At 45.1% G+C, this 24,431-nt stretch carries 23 protein-coding genes; 14 read left to right on the top strand and 9 right to left on the bottom strand.

Annotated features, from left to right (window positions below):
* Positions 1-197: 197 nt before the first annotated feature.
* The gene (gene fadA / locus NH462_RS14500) at positions 198-1,367 is read right to left on the bottom strand and encodes an acetyl-CoA C-acyltransferase FadA (RefSeq protein WP_010604167.1); all 1,170 of its coding nucleotides are present in this window, start codon (positions 1,365-1,367) and stop codon (positions 198-200) included.
* Position 1,368: 1 nt separating this feature from the next.
* Complete coding sequence (gene fadB, locus NH462_RS14495) at positions 1,369-3,531, bottom strand: fatty acid oxidation complex subunit alpha FadB (RefSeq protein WP_253106279.1); 2,163 nt, start codon at positions 3,529-3,531, stop codon at positions 1,369-1,371.
* 281 nt (positions 3,532-3,812) lie between these two features.
* Between fadB and NH462_RS14490 the strand changes: the two genes are divergently transcribed.
* The 6 genes from NH462_RS14490 to NH462_RS14465 all read left to right on the top strand — a co-directional run bounded on the left by NH462_RS14490 (position 3,813) and on the right by NH462_RS14465 (position 10,823).
* Positions 3,813-5,702, top strand: coding sequence for a transglycosylase SLT domain-containing protein (locus tag NH462_RS14490; RefSeq protein ID WP_253106276.1), 1,890 nt, complete (start codon positions 3,813-3,815; stop codon positions 5,700-5,702).
* Positions 5,703-5,796: 94 nt separating this feature from the next.
* Positions 5,797-7,119 carry a Xaa-Pro dipeptidase gene (gene pepQ, locus NH462_RS14485; RefSeq protein ID WP_010376819.1) on the top strand — a complete coding sequence of 441 codons (1,323 nt, stop codon included), beginning with the start codon at positions 5,797-5,799 and terminating at the stop codon, positions 7,117-7,119.
* Positions 7,120-7,186: 67 nt separating this feature from the next.
* Positions 7,187-7,804, top strand: a complete 618-nt coding sequence (locus NH462_RS14480) for a YigZ family protein (protein ID WP_017218522.1) — start codon at positions 7,187-7,189, stop codon at positions 7,802-7,804.
* Between the two features lie 63 nt (positions 7,805-7,867).
* Positions 7,868-9,319 (top strand): TrkH family potassium uptake protein, encoded by a 1,452-nt coding sequence (locus NH462_RS14475; protein ID WP_010376815.1) that lies wholly within the window; start codon positions 7,868-7,870, stop codon positions 9,317-9,319.
* 158 nt (positions 9,320-9,477) lie between these two features.
* Positions 9,478-10,011 (top strand): hypothetical protein, encoded by a 534-nt coding sequence (locus tag NH462_RS14470; RefSeq protein ID WP_238322942.1) that lies wholly within the window; start codon positions 9,478-9,480, stop codon positions 10,009-10,011.
* 128 nt (positions 10,012-10,139) lie between these two features.
* The gene (locus NH462_RS14465) at positions 10,140-10,823 is read left to right on the top strand and encodes a flagellar brake protein (RefSeq protein WP_253106273.1); all 684 of its coding nucleotides are present in this window, start codon (positions 10,140-10,142) and stop codon (positions 10,821-10,823) included.
* 6 nt (positions 10,824-10,829) lie between these two features.
* On the opposite strand, the gene trkA is transcribed toward NH462_RS14465, so the two are convergent.
* Genes trkA through def form a run of 4 tightly spaced genes read right to left on the bottom strand, consistent with a single transcriptional unit; the run spans position 10,830 to position 15,001 of the window.
* On the bottom strand, positions 10,830-12,221 hold the full coding sequence (gene trkA / locus NH462_RS14460; RefSeq protein WP_366033893.1) for a Trk system potassium transporter TrkA: 1,392 nt from the start codon (positions 12,219-12,221) through the stop codon (positions 10,830-10,832).
* A 6-nt stretch (positions 12,222-12,227) separates the two neighbouring features.
* Complete coding sequence (gene rsmB / locus NH462_RS14455; RefSeq protein ID WP_253106271.1) at positions 12,228-13,511, bottom strand: 16S rRNA (cytosine(967)-C(5))-methyltransferase RsmB; 1,284 nt, start codon at positions 13,509-13,511, stop codon at positions 12,228-12,230.
* A complete protein-coding gene (fmt, locus tag NH462_RS14450; protein ID WP_253106268.1) occupies positions 13,508-14,455 on the bottom strand; it encodes a methionyl-tRNA formyltransferase in 948 nt (315 codons plus the stop codon). The genes rsmB and fmt overlap by 4 nt, the downstream gene beginning before the upstream one ends.
* 33 nt (positions 14,456-14,488) lie before the next feature.
* Positions 14,489-15,001: a peptide deformylase gene (def, locus tag NH462_RS14445; RefSeq protein WP_253106264.1), complete on the bottom strand. Its 513-nt coding sequence runs from the start codon at positions 14,999-15,001 to the stop codon at positions 14,489-14,491.
* A gap of 127 nt (positions 15,002-15,128) precedes the next feature.
* Between def and NH462_RS14440 the strand changes: the two genes are divergently transcribed.
* The 6 genes from NH462_RS14440 to hemF all read left to right on the top strand — a co-directional run bounded on the left by NH462_RS14440 (position 15,129) and on the right by hemF (position 20,136).
* Positions 15,129-16,268 (top strand): LysM domain-containing protein, encoded by a 1,140-nt coding sequence (locus NH462_RS14440; RefSeq protein WP_253106261.1) that lies wholly within the window; start codon positions 15,129-15,131, stop codon positions 16,266-16,268.
* A 48-nt stretch (positions 16,269-16,316) separates the two neighbouring features.
* Positions 16,317-17,399, top strand: coding sequence for a DNA-processing protein DprA (gene dprA / locus NH462_RS14435; RefSeq protein WP_010376799.1), 1,083 nt, complete (start codon positions 16,317-16,319; stop codon positions 17,397-17,399).
* Between the two features lie 4 nt (positions 17,400-17,403).
* The gene (locus tag NH462_RS14430; protein WP_010376797.1) at positions 17,404-17,877 is read left to right on the top strand and encodes a DUF494 family protein; all 474 of its coding nucleotides are present in this window, start codon (positions 17,404-17,406) and stop codon (positions 17,875-17,877) included.
* A gap of 197 nt (positions 17,878-18,074) precedes the next feature.
* Complete coding sequence (locus NH462_RS14425; RefSeq protein WP_010376795.1) at positions 18,075-18,641, top strand: type I DNA topoisomerase; 567 nt, start codon at positions 18,075-18,077, stop codon at positions 18,639-18,641.
* A complete protein-coding gene (locus NH462_RS14420; protein ID WP_253106370.1) occupies positions 18,638-19,216 on the top strand; it encodes an L-threonylcarbamoyladenylate synthase in 579 nt (192 codons plus the stop codon). Before NH462_RS14425 ends, NH462_RS14420 begins: the two co-directional genes overlap by 4 nt.
* A gap of 8 nt (positions 19,217-19,224) precedes the next feature.
* Positions 19,225-20,136 (top strand): oxygen-dependent coproporphyrinogen oxidase, encoded by a 912-nt coding sequence (gene hemF / locus NH462_RS14415; protein WP_045965323.1) that lies wholly within the window; start codon positions 19,225-19,227, stop codon positions 20,134-20,136.
* A 46-nt stretch (positions 20,137-20,182) separates the two neighbouring features.
* Here the strand turns inward: hemF and NH462_RS14410 are convergent, their stop codons facing one another.
* Positions 20,183-21,790, bottom strand: coding sequence for a methyl-accepting chemotaxis protein (locus tag NH462_RS14410; protein ID WP_045965325.1), 1,608 nt, complete (start codon positions 21,788-21,790; stop codon positions 20,183-20,185).
* Positions 21,791-21,895: 105 nt separating this feature from the next.
* On the bottom strand, positions 21,896-22,345 hold the full coding sequence (locus NH462_RS14405; protein ID WP_253106258.1) for a group II truncated hemoglobin: 450 nt from the start codon (positions 22,343-22,345) through the stop codon (positions 21,896-21,898).
* 29 nt (positions 22,346-22,374) lie between these two features.
* Here NH462_RS14405 and aroE point away from each other — a divergent pair, with 29 nt between their 5' ends.
* Both aroE and NH462_RS14395 read left to right on the top strand, forming a co-directional pair.
* Positions 22,375-23,187, top strand: a complete 813-nt coding sequence (aroE, locus tag NH462_RS14400) for a shikimate dehydrogenase (RefSeq protein ID WP_253106256.1) — start codon at positions 22,375-22,377, stop codon at positions 23,185-23,187.
* A gap of 2 nt (positions 23,188-23,189) precedes the next feature.
* Positions 23,190-23,423 carry a DUF1488 family protein gene (locus NH462_RS14395; protein ID WP_253106254.1) on the top strand — a complete coding sequence of 78 codons (234 nt, stop codon included), beginning with the start codon at positions 23,190-23,192 and terminating at the stop codon, positions 23,421-23,423.
* Here the strand turns inward: NH462_RS14395 and NH462_RS14390 are convergent.
* A complete protein-coding gene (locus tag NH462_RS14390; protein WP_253106252.1) occupies positions 23,409-23,954 on the bottom strand; it encodes a gamma carbonic anhydrase family protein in 546 nt (181 codons plus the stop codon). The genes NH462_RS14395 and NH462_RS14390 overlap by 15 nt on opposite strands.
* Positions 23,955-24,431 lie beyond the last annotated feature (477 nt).

Here is a 24,431-nt window from a genome sequence, read left to right as displayed (position 1 = left end):
TGCTAATTACGGAAATTGCTATTTTAACCGCATGTTGTAAGTAAGCTCAAGTTTGGATAATCATGCCTTAGCCAACCGAGGTGAGGTAAATGCAGGTAATAAAAAAGGCAAAACAGCTGTGCCGTTTTGCCTTGGTCACCAAGTTGAAGTTGTGTGCTGGTATTGTCTTATAAAAGCCCAGTACCAGCTGGTTGGAATTAGTTATCTACGCGCTCGAATACGGTAGCGATACCTTGGCCTAAACCAATACACATAGTTGCAAGACCATACTTCGCGTCTTTCTCTTCCATTAGATTGATAAGCGTTGTGCTAATACGTGAGCCTGAGCAACCAAGTGGGTGACCGAGTGCAATTGCACCACCGTTGAGATTCACTTTCTCATCTACCTTGTCTAGTAGACCTAGGTCTTTTAGCACTGGTAGTGATTGTGCTGCAAAGGCTTCGTTTAGTTCTGCAACATCAATATCATCGATAGTAATGCCCGCTTGCTTCAAGGCTTTTTGTGATGCCGGAACTGGACCGTAACCCATGATGGAAGGATCGCAACCTGCGACTGCCATTGACTTAACACGAGCACGAATTGGAAGACCGAGTTCTCTTGCTTTAGACTCGCTCATGACCAACATAGCTGAAGCACCGTCAGAAAGCGCTGAAGAGGTACCTGCAGTTACCGTCCCCGATGCTGGGTTAAATACAGGACGTAGCTGTCCTAGACCTTCTAAGCTTGTCTCTGGACGGATAACTTCGTCATGCTCGACAAGTACAGGTGTACCATCGGCATCATGGCCTTCCATTGGTAGGATTTCTTTTGCAAAACGCCCTTCAAGGGTTGCTGCATGTGCACGTTGGTGTGAACGTACGGCAAATTCATCTTGCTGCTCACGACTGATACCGTGCATTAGCGCTAAGTACTCAGCCGTTAAACCCATCACGCCAGCAGCTTGCGCAACTGATGTCGCAAGGCCTGGGTGAAAGTCATTACCATGTGTCATTGGTACGTGACCCATGTGCTCAACACCACCGATAAGGTAAGTGTCACCAGCACCAGTCATGATGGCGCGAGCTGCGTCATGCAATGCTTGCATTGACGAACCACATAGGCGGTTTACGGTTACCGCCGGTACGGTGTGAGGAATGCCTGCTAAGAGTGCAGCGTTACGACCAACGTTAAAGCCTTGCTCTAAAGTTTGCTGTACACAGCCCCAGTAAATGTCATCAATTGAGTCTGGTGCTACTTGAGGGTTACGCTCAAGTAGGCCTTTCATCAAGTGCGCGCTGAGGTCTTCGGCACGTTTATGCTTAAATACACCGCCTTTTGAACGGCCCATTGGGGTACGAATACAATCTACGATTACCGCGTTTTCCATGTTACTGGCCCTCCACTTGATAGAACACTTTACCTTCATCTGCCCACTGTCTAGTTTGCTCAGAAACCTGATAAATTTCACCAAGATGAGCGTACTTGTCAGCCATTGCTACAAAGTTTGCGAGGCCGATTTGGTCTAGATAGCGGAATGCACCACCTCTGAATGGAGGGAAGCCGATACCATAGATCAGTGCCATGTCTGCTTCTTGCGGTGAAGCAACAATGTTTTCTTGCAGACACAGTAACACTTCATTGATCATTGGCACCATACAACGCTCAATAATCGTTTGTTTATCAAATTCAGTTGGTGCGTCACAAATACCGCTCAGCAACTCAAGCGCGCTGTCGTCTTTACTCTTCTTCAGACGACCTTTGCGATCTGGAGCGTATTGATAGAAGCCTTTTTGGTTTTTCTGACCAAAGCGCTCGGCACCCGCAAGTACTGCGACAGGATCTTTGTCTTTACGTGCCATGCGAGTAGGGAAGCCATCAGCCATTACGCCAGTACAGTGGTTTGCTGTATCGATACCCACTACGTCTAGTAGGTACGCAGGGCCCATTGGCCAGCCGAAGACATTTTCCATAACCTTATCTACTTTTGCGAAGTCAGCACCTTCTACAACAAGTTGGCTGAAGCCTGCAAAGTAAGGGAATAGAACACGGTTGACGAAGAAACCTGGGCAATCGTTAACAACGATAGGAGACTTGCCAAGCTTTAAGGCATAATCTACCACTGCGGCAACGGTTTCATCCGATGTTTGTTCACCACGAATGATTTCTACCAATGGCATTTTTGGCACTGGGTTAAAGAAGTGCATACCACAGAAGTTTTCTGGCTTCTCAAGTGCGGTGGCTAACTCATCAATGCGAATAGTCGACGTGTTTGAAGTTAGGATGGTACCTTCTGGCAGTTGCGACTCTAAACTCGCTAATACCGTTTTTTTGATTTTAGGGTTTTCAACAACGGCTTCTACGATGATGTCTGAACCTTGTAGGTCGTTATCGTTGAGCGTTGCTTTGATTTTACCCAAAGTGGCAATCATCTTGTCCATCGACATGTGGCCGCGCTGTACTTTTTTGCCAAGTAGCTTTGCAGCCTCACCCATACCAAGGTCTAGGGCACTTTGCTGGATGTCTTTCATGACAATTGGCGTACCTTTGTAGGCTGATTGGTAAGCGATACCGCCACCCATAATACCAGCACCAAGTACCGCTGCTTGTTTGATCTCTGTTTTGCTTTGTTTCGCTTGTTTCTTGGCAACCGTTTTGATGTATTGATCCGCTAAGAAAATACCGGTTTGCGCTGCGGCTTCTGCCGTTTTGGCAAGCTTAGCAAAGTTTTGGTTTTCGAGTGCCATCGCTTCGCTGCGGCTAAGGTTAGCTGCTGCTTTAAGCGTTTGTACTGCCATCATTGGTGCAGGGTAATGACCTTTGGTTTTTGCCATGACTAAGCCTTCAGCCATACCAAAGCTCATGCCTTGTTCAACACGATTCATCTTCAATGGGTCAAGCTTGATTTGGCGTTTCGCGCGCCAATCCAATTTACCTGCTATAGCTTGCTCCAAGGTACGAATAGCGGCCGCCATAAGTTTGTCAGCAGGTACTACACCGTCAACCGCACCCACTTTTAGTGCGTCATTCGCTCGGTTTTCTTGGCCTGTGGTGATCCACGTCATTGCGTTGTCAGCGCCGATTAAGCGAGGAAGTCTTACGGTACCACCAAAGCCCGGCATAATGCCAAGCTTAACTTCTGGTAGGCCAATTTTTGCGTTGTCAGTTGCAATACGGTAATCCGTGGCGAGCAACCACTCGCAACCACCGCCAAGCGCAAGGCCATTTACTGCCGATAGTGTAGGGAAAGGTAAATCTTCTATTGCGTCGAAGACATCGGTTGCGGTTTTAATCCAACCAACAAGTTCTTCTTCTGGGCGTTGGAAAGTCGGAAGGAATTCAAAAATATCAGCGCCAACAATAAAGTGGTCTTTGTCGCTGGTAAAAATTAAGCCGTCGATGTCGTCGCGCTGGCTCAATTCGATAAGCGCTTCGTGGCTTTCCTTTAGTACTTGCTGAGATAGTTTGTTTACTGAGCCTGGTAGGCAAAACTTAAACTCAGCGATATTGCCTTTGCAAAAATCAACTACAAAGGACTCGCGTTTGATTAACATACATGTTCTCCCGTGCTTTACACTGGTACGATGAGTTGTAATTTCAATCAGTGTGGATCCTTTGGCGGCAAATTGCAATGAAAAATTTACCGCACATTTACTGAAATACCTGAGTCGGTTTGCTATGGTGGCTTAACGCACCTCGCATTTAGTGTCATTTATGAGCTCGCTCGCAGGTGACAAGCCGAACTTTTGGTCTTCAGCGCCATCTTTAGATAAGCATAATTTGGCTGTATTTCAATTTAGGTGTGTATTCTTTTGGCAGATAAAAAAGGGTTTGCATGACATATTGGTTACCCCGCTTGGCTGCAGGCAGCTTATGTATGGTGAGCTGGCTCTGTGCAGCCGATAGCACTCACGACGAATTTAAAGAGGCTGAGCGTGTCGCTTGGTCTGGTAATTATAGTAATTTTAAAGCTGCAACAGCGCAGCTCGATCACCCACTTAAGCCGTACGTTGAAAAGGCGTTTTATGAACGTCATCCTAAGCTCAAGTACCAGCAAGAAATTCAGCACTTTTTAACGGTATACGAACACACCCCATTAGAATGGCCAGTACGCTCTGCTTGGCTCGATTATTTAAAGCGTCATGAAAAGAAAGCACGATTCATCGAGTTTTATCGTGAGACCAGCGATATTGAACTCAAGTGTACGTATTTAGCGTATCAGTTGGATTTAGGCGCGCCAAAAAAAGCCATTCTTGATCAGGTAACCGATATTTGGACGGTGGGAAAGTCTCAGCCTAAAGCCTGTGATGGCCTTTTTAGCCAATGGCAAAAGGCGGGGTATAGAACGCCTGAACGTGTCTGGCAACGTATTTCCAGTGCCGCGCAATCAGGTCAAACGTCACTGCTAGATTATCTTGAGAAGCTGTTACCAAAAAATGAGGCGTATCTTGCCGAGCTTTATAAAAAGGTTCGCCAAGATCCGAGTTCCGCAGCGGGGCTTTATCGTTTTGGTAAACGTACTGAAAAAGAAGCCGAAATTGCGGTATATGGTGTAAGACGCCTAGTTTGGCGCGATCCTGATTTAGCGCTGCGTGCCTGGCAGAAGATGCAGGATATGTTTACCTTTACCCAGCAGCAAAAGGATAGCGTTGCTTATCGTTTTGCTCTGGCACTTGCGTCTAAAGGCCATGAAGACGCACGGTTTTGGCTAAATAAAGTGCCCAAATCGCTGCAGGACAAAAAGCTACTCCAGTGGCTGATGAGTAACATGCTGAAAGAGCAAGATTGGGAAGGGATCTCGGCCTTATTCGTGGGTCACGAGCAGCTTAGTAATGGTCAACAATACTGGCTTGCATATAGCCTCGCGAAGCGTAGCGAATTGGCGAAGGCTAATGAGATTTGGCAGCAATTAGCACAAGAGCGTGATTACTACGGCTTTTTGGCTGCTGCCCGGTTGGGATTACCTGTCTCACTAAATGAAGAGCCGTTAAATGTTGACCCCAGCATTGTAGAAAGGGTATCTCATGCGCCTGGTTTTAAGCGAGCAAAGGCTTTATACGAGCTGGAAAGGTATACTCAAGCACGCCGAGAGTGGAACTACCTTACTAATACTTCAAGCAAAGAGGAAAAGCTTGCAGCATCCATATTGGCTGCTGAGTTTGATTGGTACGACAGCACTATTTTTACTCTTGCTCAGATCAAAGCTTGGGATTACGTTGATTTGCGTTTCCCGATGGCGTTTAAAGATCTGTTTATTAAATATAGTGAACGTAATCGAGTCGATGTCGCATGGAGCATTGCGATTGCTCGTCGGGAAAGCTCTTTCGCTCCGGATGCGCGCTCGAGTGCGGATGCTCACGGTTTAATGCAGCTTCTGCCAAGCACCGCAAAATACGTTAATAACCGCAAGCGCGTGGCAAAAAATCGCCTCTATCATCCGGCCACAAACATTCGCTTGGGGACCAGTTATTTAGAGTATTTGAAGCGTAAAAATGCCGGAAATGAGATTTTGGCGACAGCATCGTACAACGCGGGTTATCATAGAATTAAGCGTTGGCTGCCGTCAGAGGCCATGCCTGCAGAGCTTTGGATTGAGCTGATCCCGTATCGAGAAACACGTGACTACGTGAAAAATGTGATGGCATATCGACAGGTTTACCATACCCGCCTTGGTCGTGATGGCAACATATTGGCAAGTATCTTGGATATGAAAATTGTGAAATAACCGCACATGGCTGGTGCTTAGACTCAGTTCGTCGTTTTTAGGTAGCAGCTATGATAGACTCGATAGTATGTGATTTTTTGAAAATGGGTACACCATGGATAAGTTAGCAAATTTATACGCAGAGCATATTGCCACGTTGCAACAGCGTACAAGAACGATAGTAGAACGAGAAGGACTGGATGGACTTGTGATCCATTCGGGGCAAGCAAAGCGTCAATTCCTTGATGATATGTACTATCCGTTTAAAGTTAACCCGCAATTTAAAGCTTGGTTGCCTGTTATCGATAATCCGCATTGCTGGATTGTGGTCAATGGCAGTGACAAGCCGAAACTCATTTTTTATCGTCCGGTTGATTTTTGGCATAAAGTGCCTGACGAGCCGAGAGATTTTTGGGCAGAGTATTTTGATATTCAACTGCTGGTTAAGCCAGATCAGGTTGAACAGCTACTGCCATACGACAAAGCAAACTATGCCTATATCGGTGAATATTTAGAGGTTGCACAAGCGCTTGGCTTTACTCAAGTGAATCCAGAGCCGGTGATGAACTTCTTGCATTATCATCGTGCATATAAAACTCAGTATGAAATGGCATGTTTACGTGAAGCGAGCCGTCTTGGTGTGCTTGGTCATATGGCGGCACGCGATGCCTTCTTTGCTGGTGGCTCCGAGTTTGAAATTCAACAAGCTTATCTTAATGCAACTCAGCATATGGAAAACGATACACCGTATGGCAATATTGTCGCCTTGAATGAAAATTGTGCGATTTTGCACTATACCCATTTTGAGCGTAAAGCGCCGAGTAAGCACTTGTCATTTTTGATTGATGCCGGTGCAAACTTTAACGGTTATGCGTCAGATATTACCCGTACTTATGATTTTGCTAAACAGGGTGAGTTTGCCGAGTTGGTGAAAGTCATGAACGATCACCAAATTGAGTTGGGTAAAGCATTGCAACCGGGCAAACTATACGGTGAGCTGCATATCGATTGTCATAATCGCGTGGCACAAGTGCTGAGTGACTTTGGTATTGTTAAACTCGATGCTCAGGCCATCGTCGAGAAGGGAATTTCTTCCACTTTCTTCCCTCATGGTCTCGGTCACCATATTGGTCTACAGGTACACGATATGGGCGGATTCATGGCTGATGAAGCCGGTACGCACCAAGCACCACCTGAAGGTCACCCGTTCTTGCGTTGTACTCGTAAGATAGAGGCTAATCAGGTGTTCACTATTGAGCCTGGGTTATACTTCATCGATTCATTGTTGGAAGACTTGGCGCAAACAGAAAACAAACAGTATATCAATTGGGATAAGGTTGATGCACTGAAGCCTTACGGTGGTATCCGTATTGAAGATAACATCATTGTGCATGAAGATAGACTAGAAAATATGACGCGAGATTTCGGCCTCGAGTAAGCTGACTTCTAGCGCTAAAAGTAAGTATATTTGGGGGCCGATTGGCTCCCTTTTAGTTTGGAACATTATGTCTGAATATTTCATTCCGAGTGGATCACTGAGTCATCATGAGGAAATTAAGAAAAGCACGTTTATCGTGCATTTGGCCCACACGCCAACCATCGAAGATGCTAAAGCGTTTATTAAACAGATTAATGACGCGTATCCCGATGCAAGACACAATTGTTGGGCACACATCGCTGGGCCCCCAGGTGGCAGCCATGTATTAGGGTTTTCTGATGATGGAGAGCCTAACGGGACGGCTGGTAAGCCAATGCTCAATGTGCTGATGGGATCAGGGATTGGTGAGATCACTGCGGTGACGACGCGTTATTTCGGTGGTATTAAGCTCGGCACTGGGGGATTGGTCAGAGCCTATGGTGGTACGCTTAATAACGCGCTAGCACAGCTAAGCACGACTAAAAAGGTACCGGCTTCTATTATTGTTGGCCACAGTGATTACCATCTTCAAGGTGTGATAGAGCAGCTATTACAAAGTCAGTTTACAGTGCTAAATTTAGATAAAGAATACGCTGCTAATATTACCTGGAAAATAGCAGTAGATAGTCGTGAAACACAACAAATCATTGATGCTATTTATGAATTAACCAATGGTGTTGTATTATTTAAGCAACTCAAGGAGTAGGCTCTACTTCTTTACATTCACTAATTAACCTCTGGTTAAATAACAAAAAGCGCAGCGTACAAAATGCAATTTCGTACCATAATAAAAATACTCGGGCAGTTAGTCGCTCTATTTAGTATCACTATGGTGCCACCAGCCATTGTATCTTTGATATACAAAGATGGTGGTGGTGTACCTTTTGTTTTAGCTTTCATTTTTAGTGTGCTAATGGGTCTGTTTGCGTACTACCCAAACCGCAAGGAAAACGGCGATCTTAAAGCCAGAGAAGGCTTCTTAATCGTTGTCTTATTCTGGTTGGTACTGGGGTCGTTTGCGTCATTGCCGCTTATTTTCTTAGATAAACCGAATCTATCTCTAGCAGATGCCGTGTTTGAAGCTTTTTCTGGGCTGACAACTACAGGGGCTACGGTCTTGACGGGCATAGAACATTTACCTAAAGCGGTATTATTCTATCGCCAGCAGTTGCAGTGGCTTGGTGGTATGGGGATCATTGTATTGGCCGTAGCCGTTCTTCCTATGCTTGGGGTTGGTGGCATGCAGTTATATCGTGCTGAAACACCCGGTCCAGTTAAAGACTCAAAAATGACACCGCGTATTGCCGATACCGCCAAGCACCTTTGGTATATCTATGTTTCTCTAACGGCGGCTTGTACGCTGGCTTATTGGATAGCAGGAATGAATTGGTTTGATGCTATCTGTCATGCGTTTGCCACGATAGCCATCGGCGGCTTCTCAACCTATGATGCTTCTATGGGTTACTTCGATAATCCATTTATTAATGTTATTTGCGTCGTTTTCTTGTTGATTGCTGCCATTAACTTCTCGCTACATTATGCTGCGGTATCGAGTCGTAATATTAAAGCCTATTTGCGAGATCCTGAGTTTAAAGTCTTTCTGTTTATCCAGTTAGCGTTGGTGGTGATTTGTTTTGCGGTATTGTCGTCAAACAATGTCTATGAAACGGGTGATGAGACCTTAGATCAAGCGATGTTTCAGGCTGTGTCAATTAGTACTACCGCAGGCTTTGCGACCGATAGCTTCTCAACTTGGCCGCTGTTTTTACCTATTCTCTTGATTTTCTCCAGCTTCATTGGTGGCTGTGCTGGCTCTACGGGTGGTGGTATGAAGGTTGTACGTGTCTTCTTGCTTTATTTACAGGGGATCCGTGAGCTTAATCGTTTAGTGCATCCGCGTGCTATATACTCGATAAAATTGGGTCGAAAGGCACTACCAGATAAAGTGGTCGAGGCTGTGTGGGGGTTTTTCTCGGCTTATGCACTGGTGTTTGTGATTATTATGATTGCATTGCTGGGGACGGGACTCGATAACATTACTGCATTTTCAGCAACTGCGGCTTGTCTAAACAATTTGGGACCGGGGTTGGGAGACGTTGCGGCGCATTATGGTGATATTAGTGATACCGCAAAGTGGATCCTTACGCTTGCAATGGTCTTTGGTCGCTTAGAGATCTTCACACTGTTAGTCTTATTTACTCCTACCTTCTGGCGTGGGTAACTGTGCTTAAGTAGTGGGCTCTTTTGCTGAGAGCCTACAACTGACAGTGTCATTACCTCGTTTCTGCCACTCTAGTGACAAGTTGTCATCTTATTTTTGAACTTCGCAAAGAAAAAGTTAATAAAAATTTCAAAAACTCGGATTTTCGGGGTTTTCAAGTGTCAGTATTTTTACAACGATTTAACTTGGAGGCGACGATATTGCTTGCCACACGCTTTTCAGATAAAGGATTTAAAGTGATAAAGGGATTTGCTGCTAGCCATGAGCAGGGTTTAGGTATGCAGCTTATAGAACGAAGCGTAATACAGTTGAATAGCTTAATCGATGAAGTCGGTTACTTGCAGCTTAATCAGCTTACATTAGGTCGTGCCCAGAGTTATGACTTATTTCATCAAGTTGGCTGTGAGAGCGGTGCGCGTTTCGTTGTTCAAGTGATCTCAGAAAATGAGCTCTGGCAAAAGCGCCAGATACCAGCAATTGTCGATGATTTTGAGACTGAGGGAGTGGGCTGTTTATTCAAGCGTGATGTCTCGGGTATATTATTTGTTGCTAAGCGCAATAGCGAACCTATGATGTTGTTTATTGAAGCTGAAGAGCTCGCATTGCCACAAAGTTCACTCGAAGTACAAAGCAGAATGATGACCCTAAGAGATGGCGCATTAATGCTAAAAAGCCACTTTTTAGTAAAGTAATTGACCCCTTTTTAGGTATTGTTGGTAGTCGAAGAGTTGTAATTAATCTGAATTCAGTTTTAAATAGCCTTCCGCTAAAACTGCTACAATAAAAAAGTAGTAGAGTGAACTCAGGAAGGGTTGGATCCATGTTAAAAACTCAGGAGGTTGGGCAGGATACTTTGCTCACCGCTATCAGCGCAGGAAGTATTGTTGACTTAGAAATTTGTTTACCGGCAAATAGCAAAAGAGTAAAAACAGAATACGTCGGTATGCTCCAAGGGGCGTTTTTAATTCTTAACCATCCCAACACTAAGCGATTAGGCGCGGCGCTGGACTTTGTGATGGAAGGGACTTCGGTTATCGTCCGAGCTTTGCTCGAGAATGGCGATGGGCAAGTCATTGCATTCAAATCGCAAATAAAAGCGGTCTCAGTCCATCCCGCGCGGCTTATTTTTCTTTATTTACCCGAAAAAGTACAAACCTACAAACTCCGCTCGCAAAACCGTGTGCCAACCTTAATCCCCGCAAAATTTCACTGCCATGGCAGTAGAGATGTTGGGGTAATAAAAGACATTTCACTTGCTGGTTTACAGCTAGACTTAACGTCGATTGATGCCGAGCATATGGAAGAGGGGCTGAAATGTGAGGTTTTCATTGAAGGAAAAGAAGGGAATCAGATCACGCTAGAGGGCGATATTCGGCGCATAAAGAGCCATGATCAAATCGTCTCTTTAGGTATTCACTTAACCTCAGCTCCGGACATAATCCGTAGTGTATTAAAAGATTACCTAATCGATTTGTCTATTTTTCAAGATCAACAAGATACCTAGGGCGCTTTAAACGAATAAAGCGCTTACTTGGAAGAGTTTTTCCACAACACCGATTTGTTTTTTGTCAATCAGGAACATGATCACATGGTCACCTGAGAGAATAATGGTATCGTCATGTGCGATCAGTACATCTTCATCACGGACAATTGCACCGATAGTCGCGCCCGGTGGTAATTTAATATCTCGAATTGCACGACCGACAACTTTAGAAGTGTTTTCATCACCATGTGCGACAGCTTCAATGGCCTCTGCTGCACCTTTACGCAATGAATAAACGTTAACGATATCACCACGGCGAACATGGGTGAGTAGTGCTGAGATAGTCGCTTGCTGTGGTGAGATAGCAATATCAATGTCGCCACCTTGCACGAGATCGACGTAGGCACCACGTTGAATAAGCGCCATAGTCTTTTGTACACCCATACGTTTTGCAAGCATCGCAGCCATAATGTTGGCTTCGTCGTCGTTCGTCACCGCGATGAACACGTCTACTTGTTCTATATGTTCTTCTGATAGCAGTTCTTGGTCTGAGGCATCGCCACAAAAAACCACCGTATTATCGAGCGTTTCAGACAATTGTGTGGCACGAGCTTGATTGCGTTCAATAAGTTTAACGCTATGGTTCTTGTCTAATGAGCTGGCCAGTCCCGCACCTATGTTACCGCCACCTGCAATCATAATTTTCTTGTAAGAGCGTTCGAGCTTTTGTAGCTCGTTCATGACCGCGCGAATATGCTTGGTTGCGGCGATAAAGAAGACTTCATCATCGGCTTCAATTATGGTGGTGCCGAGTGGTTTGATGGCTTTGCCTTGACGATAAATAGCGGCAACACGGGTATCGACGTTTGGAATATGCTCTTTTAATGCAGAAAGTGCATAGCCAACGAGTAAACCGCCGTAATAAGCCTTAACCGCCACGAGTGACAGCATACCCTCGGCAAATTGCAGCACCTGCAAAGCGCCTGGATAATCTATTAGCCTGCGGATATATTGCGTTACAAGCTGCTCCGGTGCGATGTAATGGTCGACCGGTAGGTCGTCATTATGAAACAGCTTCTCTTTGTACTTTAAGTACTGCTCAGAGCGGATCCGCGCAATTTTGGTCGGCGTATTGAAAATACTATAGGCAACCTGACACGCAATCATATTGACTTCATCTGAGCTGGTTACGGCGATTATCATGTCGGCGTCTTCAGCACCTGCTTGACGTAAGATCTCAGGGTGAGCACTGTGGCCAGTGACCCCCTGTAGATCGTATTTGTCTTGCAGCTCTCTTAAGCGCTCGCCATCGATGTCGACAACGGTAATTTCATTTTCTTCACCGACGAGGTTTTCTGCCAGTGTCCCGCCGACTTGGCCGGCGCCTAAGATGATGATTTTCATACTGGTTAGGTCGATTTTCTATTATTGTTTTGTCAACTTTGCGTAGTAAAACCCATCGCTCAATCCGGGTAATAGCTGCAAGCCTGGTTGTGTTTGTGTGTCTGCATCATGCAAAGGTATAAGCGTCGCATCAGGGGTCACAGAAAGAAAGCGTGCGATCTGTTGCTGGTTCTCTTGCGGCAGTACCGAGCAGGTAGCATAAACTAGTGTGCCACCGGGCTTAAGCAATGGCCAGATTTTATCAATAATTTGTGCCTGTAACGTCACCAAGTTATCAATATCAGAAGCGCGTCTTAGCCATTTGATGTCAGGGTGTCTTCTAATAACGCCAGTTGCAGAGCAAGGTACATCCAATAAGATGCGATCATATAGCTCGCCATCCCACCATGCTTCGGGGTCACTTGCATCGCCCTCAAGGCATTTGGCCGACAATCCGATACGCTCAAGGTTTTGCTCTACGCGTTGCAAGCGATCACCATCAGCGTCAATTGCAGTCACTTTGGCGTCTGCTAACTCCAAAATATGGCAAGTCTTACCGCCTGGGGCGGCACAAGCATCAAGGATATTTTCACCTGCTTGTGGTGCTAATAATCTCGCTGCTTTTTGGGCGGCTGCATCCTGCACTGAGCAAGCGCCAGCGGCAAATTGTGGTAGCGCATAAACGTCAATCGGGCTATCAAGCAAGATCCCGTCCGGGTATTCGCTATGAAGCTGATAGGCTACCCCTTCTTGGTCTAGCAGAGCTGCGTAATCGGCAGTAGAGAATTGCGATTGGTTTACGCGCAGCCACATTGGTGCTTGTTGTTGATTCGCTTCTAAAATAGCTTGCCATTGAGTTGGGTAAGCCGCTTTTAGTTGATTGATAAACCAGCCCGGGTGGTTGTATAAACAAGCTGGGATTTCGGCTGCACTGGTTTCTAGTTCGACCTGATGACGTTGGAAGCTGCGTAAAATTGCGTTAACTAAGCCTTTCATGCCAGGAGCTCTTAGTGGCGTGAGTGCGTTTACAGTTTCGGCTACTGCAGCATGAGCTGGTACGCGCATATGTTGTAGTTGGTAAATACCCACATACAGCAAAAACTGGAAAACACGGCGCTTACCTTTAAGCGGTTGCTCAAGTAACTGCTGGCAATAGTGTTCAAGTGAAGGCAAATATCTTAATACGCCGTAGCAAATTTGCTGTAGCAAGGCTTTGTCTTTACCGTCTAACTGGCTGGTGGCAAGTGGTAGTTGAGCACTTAACGACGCGCCTTTATCGACGACTTGAAATAGGGTTTGGGCAGCGAGTGCGCGTACATTACTCACGCGTCACCAACCTTAGCACCAATTGCTACCCAGTCGGCTCGACCATTCAAAAAGTCTTGTGCAGACATGGGCTTTTTACCTTGTGGTTGCAAGGTGTGAATTTCCAATGCCTGTGTGCCACAGGCAATTACGATACCGTGTTTGTCTGCACGTAGCACATGACCTGCATCACCTTGCTCATCTATTACCTTCGCTTGCCAAATCTTGACGCTGTTACCTGCCATATTGGTAAAGCAAACCGGCCATGGATTAAATGCGCGGACGTTACGTTCAATTTGCGCAGCTTCCATCTGCCAGTCAATGTCGGCTTCTTCTTTGCTTAGCTTCTTAGCATAATTCGCTAGTGTATCGTCTTGCTTTTCTGGCGTGATCTCGCCCGCAGATAAGCGTGCTAGTGTATCAATAAGCGCGTCAGGGCCAAGTTCAGCAAGCTTGTTGTAGAGATCTGCACTGGTATCAGTAGCTGTAATAGGGCAGCGAGCGATGTGTAACATATCACCGGTATCTAGGCCCTCGTCCATTTGCATGATGGTTACACCAGTTTCATTGTCGCCAGCCCAAATAGCACGTTGAATAGGCGCTGCGCCTCGCCATCGTGGTAAAATTGAGCCATGAACATTCAGGCAGCCAAGTCGAGGAGTATCTAAAATGGCTTTTGGTAATAATACTCCGTAGGCGACAACAATCATGACATCGGCATCAAGCGCAGCTAGTTCTGCCTGTGCTTCCGGTGTTTTTAATGATTGCGGTTGTAGCACTGGCAGGTTGTGTTCTTGTGCTAGCACTTTTACTTCACATGCTTTGAGCTTTTTCCCGCGTCCTGCTGGGCGGTCGGGTGGGCAGTACACTGCCACGACGTCATGTTGTGATTGAATAAGTGCGTCAAGGTGGCGCGCTGCAAAGTCAGGCGTGCCTGCGAAAACGATACGCAAAGGATTACTCACGAAATACCCTAAAGTCAGTTAGTTGGAGGTTGGTTAAGCTTGCTTCGCAGCGAGCTTAGCTTCTTTTTCGAGCTTCTTACGAATACGATCACGCTTTAGTGGTGATAGGTAATCGATAAATAGCTTACCAACTAAATGGTCTAATTCGTGTTGAATACAAACGGCAAGCAGACCATCTGCGTCTAATTCATACGTTTCACCATGTTCGTTTGTTGCCTCTACCGTGACGGTTTCAGCACGATCTACTTTTGCGTATGAATATGGCACTGACAAGCAGCCTTCTTCACTCACAGTAGAACCATCGCGTTTGGTTATTTCTGGGTTGATTAATACGCGCGGTTCGTCGCGCTCTTCAGAAACGTCAATAACGACGATTCGCTGATGAATATCCACTTGCGTAGCCGCAAGGCCGATACCATTTTCATCGTACATAGTTTCCAGCATGTCTTTAACTATTTGACGTACTTCGTCATTAACCTCTGCTACAGGCTGTGCGACAGTGCGTAAACGCTCATCTGGGAACTTTAAAACTTCTAATATGGCCATGATTACCCTAAATCAATTTATCGTGTAAGCTGTTGTAAGCTAGTGTATGGTCTTATTTTAGCCATTCAAGTTCCCCTTTAACAGGTTTTGGTGGATAATAACCAAAAATAACCACAAGGAAGCCATCATGAAATATCCGATTGCTGCATTAATACTCGCTGGCTGCTCAGTTTTCTCTGTGAAAGCGGACACTTTGTCTGTAAAAGCAGATGCGCCGCAGCGTTATGTGGTGAAAAAAGGCGATACCTTGTGGGATATTTCAAAAATGTACTTACGTTCTCCATGGAAGTGGAAGCAATTGTGGCAGTGGAACCCTAGTATTCAAAACCCAGATCTGATTTATCCAGGAGACAGTCTTAAACTACTCTACGATGAAAATGGTAATCCGATGCTGGTGTTAGACAAAGGTGTGAAGAAACTGTCGCCGCATACGCGTATTGTTAACCAAAAAGCGGCTGCCATTCCTACGTTACCACTCCCTATCATGGAACCTTTTTTGCGTTTTGAGCAAGCGCTTTCTGAGTCGGAATTTTCTGATAGTCCAATTGTACTGGGAGCCAATCGCAATATTAAAAATGCGACTCCGGGTCATCTCTTGTACGTTAAAGCTGATTTAGTCAAAGGCGGGCACTATGCCATCTATCGTCGTGGTGAAACCTACCGTACCTTAGACAACCAACAACTGCTTGGCTTGGAAGCCGTGTTAGTTGGTTCAGGCCATGTGGTTGAGCAGGGAGATATCGTGGCGGGGCGTCCAGCAAAGCTACAGTTAGAAGTTGCCAAACAAGAGGTTAGGGCCGGGGATATTGTGCTACCCATATCTACAGGACAAAGTTTTCCGGCACAGTTTTCTATGTCTCGCCCTGAGCAACAAACTTTGGGCCGTATTATTGCGAGCGATAATAAGCTCAGAGAGTTTAGCACCATGAGTGTAGTGGTGTTGGATGTGGGCAGTAAAGCGCAGCTAAAAGAGGGACATGTCCTTGATATCGTAAGGCAATCGCCTACAGTTATAGAAAGCCAACACGGTCCGCGCTATATTGAAGATGCATCAAGACTCGACAAACTGATCACCGAAATGGGATCTTGGTTTGGTGAGGAAAACGATGACGATAGCGTAGTATGGCATATGCCAAAGGAAAAAGTCGGTGAGCTGATGGTCTTTAAAGTGTACGAAGACTTAAGCTACGCTATGGTTGTTGAAACTTCGGAGCCGATCCGCGTTGGTGATCATGTACAAGCATTCAAGGAAACTGCCAGTAATTAAGTGGTAGAATTTCTCCTTGAGTGAAGTCAGTAAACTCAAGGAGAGAGTATGAAACAAGCTAAACTAGCTCAAGCTTTGGCATTAACCCTGTGCCAAGGGCTGGGTATCAAAACCATCACCGCATTACTTAATCAAGTCCCCCTTGCGCAATTATTCACATTAAACCAAGATGAGCTTTGTAAGCTTGGGCTGCAAGAAAATGTTGCTGCTAACTTAGCGTGCACAGATTGGTCTCGTATCGAGCACATACTGGCTTATTGTCAACGTCAGCAAATTCATGCTGTATCTTTGTTTTCTCCTGAATATCCCGAGCAACTAAAAGAGATCTGTAATCCTCCCTTAGTACTATTTTGCAGAGGGAATATTGCGTTATTAAAACAACCACAAATTGCGATTGTTGGTAGTCGCAGTTCAACGAGAACTGGGCTTGGGCTTGCACATGAATTTGCACAGGGCTTAAGTCGCTCAGGGTTGGTGGTGACGTCGGGTATGGCAAGAGGAATTGATGGCGCAGCGCACCAAGGTGCACTTGATGTTCAAGGAGAAACCATTGCCGTGCTAGGGACAGGTGTTGATGTTGTTTACCCCAAACGCCATCAACGGCTTTATGAAGATATCGTGCAGCATGGTTTGGTGGTGAGTGAATTCTTACCAAACACTCAAGCAAATAGTAATCATTTTCCGCGGCGCAATCGCATAATCTCGGGTTTATCTTTGGGTGTTTTGTTGGTTGAAGCCGAAGTAAAAAGTGGCTCGCTGATCACCGCACGCTATGCATTGGAGCAAAATAAAGAAGTGTTTGCGATCCCTGGCTCAATTAAAAATCGATTAAGTAGCGGTTGTCATTACCTGATCAAGCAAGGGGCAAAACTCACCGAAAATATTGAGGATATTTTGGAAGAAGTGAGCTTTTTTTGTGAAAACAGTCTATATAGTATAGAAATAGGGGAGCAAAAAGAGGAGCAATGTCCCGTATTAGAAAACCTTGGCTTTGAGGTGACGTCAGTTGACACTTTAACGCAAAGGACCCAGTGGCCAGTAGAGCAGGTGATTGCCAGACTATTGGACCTAGAACTCGAAGATAAAGTAGAGCGTGTACTCGACGGCTACATAAAACTCGCGAGGGGTTAAGAAGATGTTTGATATTTTAATGTATTTATTTGAGAACTATATTCACAGTGAGGCAGAAATCTTTGTCGAACAAAACGAACTCACCGATGAACTCCTTCGCGCCGGCTTTAATCAAGGCGAAATATACAAAGCGCTTGATTGGCTTGAGCAACTTGCAGATTTACAACACAGTGACGAAAACCCCTATTTAAATGCTAAACCGGACCATGCAACACGGATCTACACCGACAGCGAGTGCAATATGCTAGACGTTGAGAGCCGTGGTTTTTTAATGTTTGTGGAACAAGTCGGAGTGATTGACAGTACCACCAGAGAAATGGTGATGGATCGTTTATTCGCGTTGGATAAAACCTATATCAGCCTAGATGATTTAAAGTGGGTGATACTAATGGTGCTATTTAATGTGCCGGGTAAAGAACATGCTTATGCGCAGATGGAAGATCTGATTTTTACCGAGCCTGCATCTGTAGTTCATTAACTCTGTTCTAGCATGACAAGTTTCCTTCGGTAAGTTGAGGTTTTGACCTCAGCTTACCGCCTTTCAAATAATGTTCCTGCTTAGTTGAAAACACTGATATCAAATACTTGCAAGGAGGAATTTCATCATTTCCTTGACCCTAAAAACGAGGCTATTATATTAGGCGCATACTTGCATAAGGGGGCGGTGGTAAAGCGATGAGTAAAATAGACCATGCATTATTTAATGCAGACAAACATGCATTAGAAAAAGAGTATGAAGTATGCCCAGAATGTGGCTCTGAGCTGGTAATCAAAAACAGTAAAAATGGTCCATTTATTGGCTGCGCTAGCTACCCAACTTGTGATTATATTCGCCCACTCGCACACCATGATAGCCATGTAATTAAAGTACTAGAAGATGTGGCTTGTCCTGAATGCGGCAAAGATTTAGTGATAAAAAATGGCCGCTATGGCATGTTTATTGGCTGTACGGGGTATCCTGATTGCCACTATATTGGTCATGAAGATGCGCCACCCACAGCGGCGTTGCCAGCGTGTCCAAAATGCCAAAAAGGCAACCTAATTCAGCGTAAAAATAAGTTTGGTAAACACTTTTATAGTTGTGACACTTATCCAAGTTGTAAGTATACCTTGAACGCCAAGCCTGTAGAGCAGACCTGCCCTGAGTGTCATTGGCCCGTGCTGGTGGAGAAAACCCGAGCGGGTAAAGCTGTGCTACAATGCCCGCAGAAATCATGTCAAAAGATAGTGGAAATACCGTGAGTAATGACAATAAAGCGGATACTGCGACAATAACAACGCCTGAGTCAGCACTTCAAGCTGGCGAAGTGATCTGTTATCCAACGGAAGCCATTTATGGTTTAGGCTGTGATCCTGATAACCAAGATGCGGTCACTAAGTTACTAACAATCAAATCTCGACCCATAGAAAAAGGGTTAATCTTAATCGCCGACAATTATGGTCAATGTTTGCCCTACGTGGATGACAATAAAATCCCGATGGATAAGCGCGCTGATATTTTTTCGTCATGGCCTGGCGCCATTACTTGGTTATTGCCAGCGAAAGCCAGTACGCCGCATTGGTTAACAGGGGGACACGACACTATCGCTATTCGAGTTACTAGCCACCCCATTGTAAAGCAGTTATGTCAACGCTTTGGTAAGCCGATTGTATCTACCAGTGCCAATGTAACGGGTCAAACTCCAGTTGCTTCGTTGTCGGATGCTCGTAGCCAGTTTGGCTCACAAGTTGGCTATTATGTTGAAGGTGAGTTAGGCGGTAATACGACCCCAAGCGTCATTAAAAATGCAATGACTGGCCAAGTGATCCGAGGATAAAAAGTACCATGAGTAAAATAAACCTAGAGACCGTTAAAGCCTTTTTATTACAACTACAAGATAATATCTGCCAAGGCTTAGAGGCTGCCGATGGTAACGCTCAGTTTGTTGAAGATGCCTGGGAGCGTGCTGAAGGTGGTGGCGGTCGCACTCGCGTGATCCGTAATGGCGATGTTATTGAGCAAGGCGGGGTAAACTATTCACATGTTTTTGGCGCTTCTATGCCAGCCTCAGCGACGGCGCACCGTCCAGAGTTAGCAGGCAGAAGCTTCCATGCCTGTGGGGTATCTTTAGTGATCCATCCCAAGAATCCCAATATTCCAACTAGTCACGCCAATGTGCGTTTTTTCATTGCTGAGAAAGAAGGTGAAGAGCCGATTTGGTGGTTTGGTGGTGGTTTTGATTTAACGCCATTTTATCCAGTTCTTGAGGATGTGAAGCACTGGCACCAAGTTGCAAAGGATTTGTGCGCACCATTTGGTGACGCGGTATACGGTGACTACAAAAAGTGGTGTGATGAATATTTCTATTTAAAACATCGAGATGAGACTCGAGGTGTGGGTGGTTTATTCTTTGATGACTTAAACCAATGGGGCTTTGAAAAGAGCTTTGCATTTATGCAAGCTGTTGGTAACGGCTTCCTTGATGCTTATCTGCCTATTGTTGAAAAACGCAAAGATACACCGTATAGCGAACAAGAGCGTCAATTCCAGCTATATCGCCGAGGCCGTTACGTTGAATTTAATCTGGTATGGGATCGAGGCACATTGTTTGGTCTACAAACAGGTGGACGTACCGAGTCTATTTTAATGTCGATGCCACCATTGGCACGTTGGGAGTATGACTTCCAGCCAGATCCAGGATCGAAAGAAGCTGAGCTGTATAATTATCTTACGCCAAAGAATTGGTTGGCGATGTAATAGAGTAAAAAGGAGCCTCGGCTCCTTTTTACTTTTAGCGGTTCACTTAGTTTAATTTAAATCCGCGCACTTGCTCATCCAAATCGCGCGCAAGGGTGAGTAACTCCTCACTGATCTGTTTAGAGCCGTGGGCATCAACTAGTGAGCGTTCAGCATTATCGCTAATCGCGACTACGCTACGATTGATTTCTTCAGCGGCCAAGTTTTGCTGCTCAGTGGCATCGGCAATTTGCAGGTTTAAGGCATTAATTTCGTGCATCTGTGTCGAGATGTCTTTTAGCGCTTGTGCCACTTTCTTGACCTGATGTGCGCGGTCATCTGCTTCTTCGCAAGAAGCACTCATTGCTGCCACGGTTTGTTGTGCCTCGGACTGTAGCTTATCGATAGTGCGTTTGATTTCATCGGTTGAGTCATGTGTTCGTGTCGCAAGTGTTCTGACTTCGTCCGCAACAACCGCAAACCCTCTTCCTGCTTCCCCGGCGCGCGCGGCTTCTATTGCTGCATTGAGCGCTAAGAGATTGGTTTGCTCCGCGATACTACTGATCACTTCGAGTACTTTACCCACTTCAAGAGTTTGTGCTTGAAGCTGAGAAACTTGTTCTGCAGCTTGCCTTACATCTTGTGCTAATTGGTTGATACTTTGCTCAGTATGATTAGCAACAGCCATGCTTTCCTCTGCGAGGTGATTGCTGCTATCCGACTTTTCTGATGCAAAGTGGGTGGTATTTTTTACTTCACTTGAAGAGCTTTCAAGCTCATTAATCGCGGCTGCAACAGAGTCCGTCCCTTGTTTTTGCTCTTGAATGGCAAGCTCAGTGGTTTCCGCTGAAGCATATATAGATTCTGCTGAGTGAATAAGTATTTTCGAAGAGTTGGATAACTGCGCAATATTGTCTTTAAAGCTATCCATCATTTTATTGAAGTTAATCGCCAAGCGTCCAAGCTCGTCATCGACTTGGTCGTCTATTCGTAATGATAGGTCTTTATTCGTCGTTGCGAGGCGCATGGTTCGGCCTAGCGTTTTTAGTCGTACTATAAAGAGCTTCCTAAAAAGTACGCCTAAAATCACAAAGGTGGTAATAAAGATAGCAGAGAGAAGCGCAGTGCTAAACCAGGTATTAGTCTGTACCGTATTATCAATATCATCCAAAGAGTAGCTGATCCGCACAACACCGAGCACATCGCCTTCCTTTGCCTGATGACAACCCAAGCAATTTGTTCCTTTATAGCTTTCTTTGGCCACCATCGGCTTTAAATAAGTCATGATGCGACTACCGTCGCGCTGTTCAATAACTAAGGTTTCTTTCCCGTTCAATGCATCAAACTCAGCCTCAGAGTTAGGTGCTTGATTTGCATTACCTGGACCGTAAAGCTTATTAACTTGCTCGGAGCGGATAATATGCGCATCTTCGATATTTGGATGATTGCGAATTTTATCACTCAGAATTTCACGGTTTGCCATGGTGCCGGTCAGCATCATAGTATTGATAGAGTCAAAGTAATTATCTGCCAGTAGCTTAATATTACTTTCGACGGTTTCTTCAGCGAGCGTCTTTTGTTGACTGCTGCTACTAAGGATACTGGCAATCAAGACGAGCACGCCCGTCACTGCCAGTAACGCATAAATTTTATGTTGAATAGATTTCACACGCATCGCACCTGTACACAATTAGAACAGTGATTATGCATCTCTACTCAAGAACGGGACTTGACCTAGCGCAAAATAGTCGTGTAATTTTAATTAACTAATACTTTAGTTTTATTGCTGATTAATCATATGTGTCGCAAGCTGAGCGAGGGACTGCCTTAATCCTTCTCTTAATAATGGATTTCCTACCTCTAAGTCCAATGCTTTATTCATGCAGTGCATCCATTGATCCCGCAAATCTTGGTCGATAGGAAAGGGCATATGGCGCATTCTTAAACGTGGGTGGCCGTATTTTTCTGCAAAAAGATCTGGCCCGCCTAACCAACCAGAAAGAAATTCAAAAAATACCTGTCTGATCCTATCTAATGGTTGTGGATGCATATCGTAAAGCGGCTTTGCATAGGGGTCTGTTGCCATAATATCGTAAAAGCGGTTAGCAAGATCGCGCGCGCCTTGTTCTCCACCAATGATTTCATAAGGTGTTTTTTCTGGAGTGGGGGCACTATTTGTTTGTTCTACGGTTGCATCTTTATTAAAGATACGTTTAATTAACTGCTTCATAATGACTCTTTCAAGGCGCTCTTATAACGATGGACAAATACGCGGTATTCGGTAATCCGATAAAACATTCTAAATCGCCAGCAATCCATGCGCAATTCGCACAGCAATGCCAGCAGCAATTAGAATACGAGGCTATTTTGGCACCAGAAGATGCCTTTATTCAAACTGCATCGACATTTTTTGCCCAAGGTGGCTGTGGTGCGAATGTGACTTTACCTTTTAAAGAGCAGGCATTTGCCTTTGCAGATACCCTCACCGAACGAGCTAAGCTCGCTGGTGCCGTCAATACCCTAATCAAACAGCAAGATGGCAGTATTACAGGCGATAATACAGATGGTGCAGGTCTGGTGCGAGATCTCATGAAACACCAAACTAAACTTGAGGGAGCTAACGTACTATTGATTGGTGCAGGTGGCGCCGCCAAAGGCTGTATCTATCCGCTCCTCCAGGCCGGAGCAAAACGGATCGTCGTGACCAACCGTACTGAGTCAAAGGCATTGCAACTAGCAGAGCAATTTGCCTCGTATGGAGAGGTTACAGGGTGTGGCTTAAACAATACCCCCGACATTGGTTTCGATATTGTGATTAACTCCACCTCATCGAGCATCACAGGGCAAGTGCCAGACGTTAGTCCTACTGTTATTACATCCTGCTTAGTTGCCTACGATATGTTCTACAGCGACCAGCAAACAAGTTTCTTAGGCTGGGTGGCGCAACACAATCAACAAACGCAATTGATAGATGGCATAGGTATGTTAGTTGAGCAGGCCGCAGAAGCGTTTTACCAGTGGCGAGGGGTGAGACCTGATACGTCCGAAACATTTAGGCTTATTAGAGGGTAAATATGAATCAAGCAATACTGTTTAATGATGACATCAGTTATAAACAGGGAGAATTAACGTTTACGGCGATGGCTAGTGGTCAGCTGATCCGCTGTAAAATTGCAACCAAGCTTGAGCAGGACGCGGCAATAGCACACTTTGCTCAGCACCAATTCGATTATGAAATGCAGGCTGAGCAATTAATAGAGGATGAAGCGTTTAATGAGGCGGGAGAGATAAGCTTAGCTTTCCTCTAAATATTCATCTTTCAGTTCCACGTAATTTTGGGCGGACACTTTTAAAAACTGTAGCTCTTGTTCGGTGAGGGGTCTGGCTTGTTTTACTGGACTACCGACATATAAAAAACCGGACTCAAGATTTTTATTAGGCGGGACAAGTGCACCACCACCAATAATAACGTCATCTCCTACGGTGACGTTGTCCATAATAATTGCACCCATACCTACGAGAATACGATTACCAAGTTTGCAACCATGCAACATGACTTTATGACCAACAGTCACATCATCACCAATAATAAGCGGGTAACCGTCAGGTACTGAAGCGCTCTTTCTTGTTAAATGCAGTACGCTGCCGTCTTGAACATTGGTTCGTTTCCCTATCTTGATGTAGTTCACATCGCCTCTGGCTGCAACCAATGGCCAAACGCTGCTATCTTCGCCAACTTCAATATCACCGACCAAAACGGATGATTCATCAATATAAACGCCTTGTGCCAAGCGCGGGGATTTACCTTTATAACTTCTAAGCATGTCTAGATTACTCATCTCTCGTGTCTTGTGTCACTAGTGTAGAGTGTTGAATTGTAAAACTCTAGTACGAAAAAACTGCAAAAAGATAAGCAAAAGTGTCAAAAATAAGCGTTTCGCTTCATTTTTGCTCGAACAAACGTTTTTTCGCAATTTTCTTAAAAAAAGGGTTGCACTAAAATCGGATCGCCCTATAATGCGACCCCACTGACACGGGGCGCCACGCTGAAAAGCAAAGCAGCAACGAGTTAGCGTCAAGTAAAACTTAAGTTCGAAACTTCTGCTAAAGAAATTCAAAATTAAGTGTTGACAAAAAATCGGGAATGCTTAGAATGCACATCCCTCGAAGCAACGAAATGTTTCGAAACGTTCTTTAAAAATATGAAGCAATCATCTGTGTGGGCACTCGTACAGATTGAGTTCTAACAGCAGATTCTAGTTCGCTAGATGACGCAAACAAATTTAGAGTCTCAATTTCTTATGAGTGACTATATA

This window comes from Pseudoalteromonas sp. OANN1, from assembly GCF_024124685.1.
Classification (GTDB): domain Bacteria; phylum Pseudomonadota; class Gammaproteobacteria; order Enterobacterales; family Alteromonadaceae; genus Pseudoalteromonas; species Pseudoalteromonas piscicida.
This window is presented reverse-complemented; position numbering and strand designations above follow the sequence as displayed.

Excerpts from the sequence above, each read along its gene's own strand:
- NH462_RS14490 (WP_253106276.1), top strand. The coding sequence starts at position 3,813 with ATGACATATTGGTTACCCCGCTTGGCTGCAGGCAGCTTATGTATGGTG.
- dprA (WP_010376799.1), top strand. The coding sequence starts at position 16,317 with ATGAAACAAGCTAAACTAGCTCAAGCTTTGGCATTAACCCTGTGCCAA.
- NH462_RS14395 (WP_253106254.1), top strand. The coding sequence starts at position 23,190 with ATGAATCAAGCAATACTGTTTAATGATGACATCAGTTATAAACAGGGA.
- NH462_RS14475 (WP_010376815.1), top strand. The coding sequence starts at position 7,868 with ATGCAATTTCGTACCATAATAAAAATACTCGGGCAGTTAGTCGCTCTA.
- NH462_RS14410 (WP_045965325.1), bottom strand. The coding sequence starts at position 21,790 with ATGCGTGTGAAATCTATTCAACATAAAATTTATGCGTTACTGGCAGTG.
- NH462_RS14465 (WP_253106273.1), top strand. The coding sequence starts at position 10,140 with ATGTTAAAAACTCAGGAGGTTGGGCAGGATACTTTGCTCACCGCTATC.
- NH462_RS14430 (WP_010376797.1), top strand. The coding sequence starts at position 17,404 with ATGTTTGATATTTTAATGTATTTATTTGAGAACTATATTCACAGTGAG.
- NH462_RS14390 (WP_253106252.1), bottom strand. The coding sequence starts at position 23,954 with ATGAGTAATCTAGACATGCTTAGAAGTTATAAAGGTAAATCCCCGCGC.
- aroE (WP_253106256.1), top strand. The coding sequence starts at position 22,375 with ATGGACAAATACGCGGTATTCGGTAATCCGATAAAACATTCTAAATCG.
- pepQ (WP_010376819.1), top strand. The coding sequence starts at position 5,797 with ATGGATAAGTTAGCAAATTTATACGCAGAGCATATTGCCACGTTGCAA.
- fadB (WP_253106279.1), bottom strand. The coding sequence starts at position 3,531 with ATGTTAATCAAACGCGAGTCCTTTGTAGTTGATTTTTGCAAAGGCAAT.
- fadA (WP_010604167.1), bottom strand. The coding sequence starts at position 1,367 with ATGGAAAACGCGGTAATCGTAGATTGTATTCGTACCCCAATGGGCCGT.
- NH462_RS14405 (WP_253106258.1), bottom strand. The coding sequence starts at position 22,345 with ATGAAGCAGTTAATTAAACGTATCTTTAATAAAGATGCAACCGTAGAA.
- NH462_RS14480 (WP_017218522.1), top strand. The coding sequence starts at position 7,187 with ATGTCTGAATATTTCATTCCGAGTGGATCACTGAGTCATCATGAGGAA.
- NH462_RS14425 (WP_010376795.1), top strand. The coding sequence starts at position 18,075 with ATGAGTAAAATAGACCATGCATTATTTAATGCAGACAAACATGCATTA.
- hemF (WP_045965323.1), top strand. The coding sequence starts at position 19,225 with ATGAGTAAAATAAACCTAGAGACCGTTAAAGCCTTTTTATTACAACTA.
- def (WP_253106264.1), bottom strand. The coding sequence starts at position 15,001 with ATGGCCATATTAGAAGTTTTAAAGTTCCCAGATGAGCGTTTACGCACT.
- NH462_RS14440 (WP_253106261.1), top strand. The coding sequence starts at position 15,129 with ATGAAATATCCGATTGCTGCATTAATACTCGCTGGCTGCTCAGTTTTC.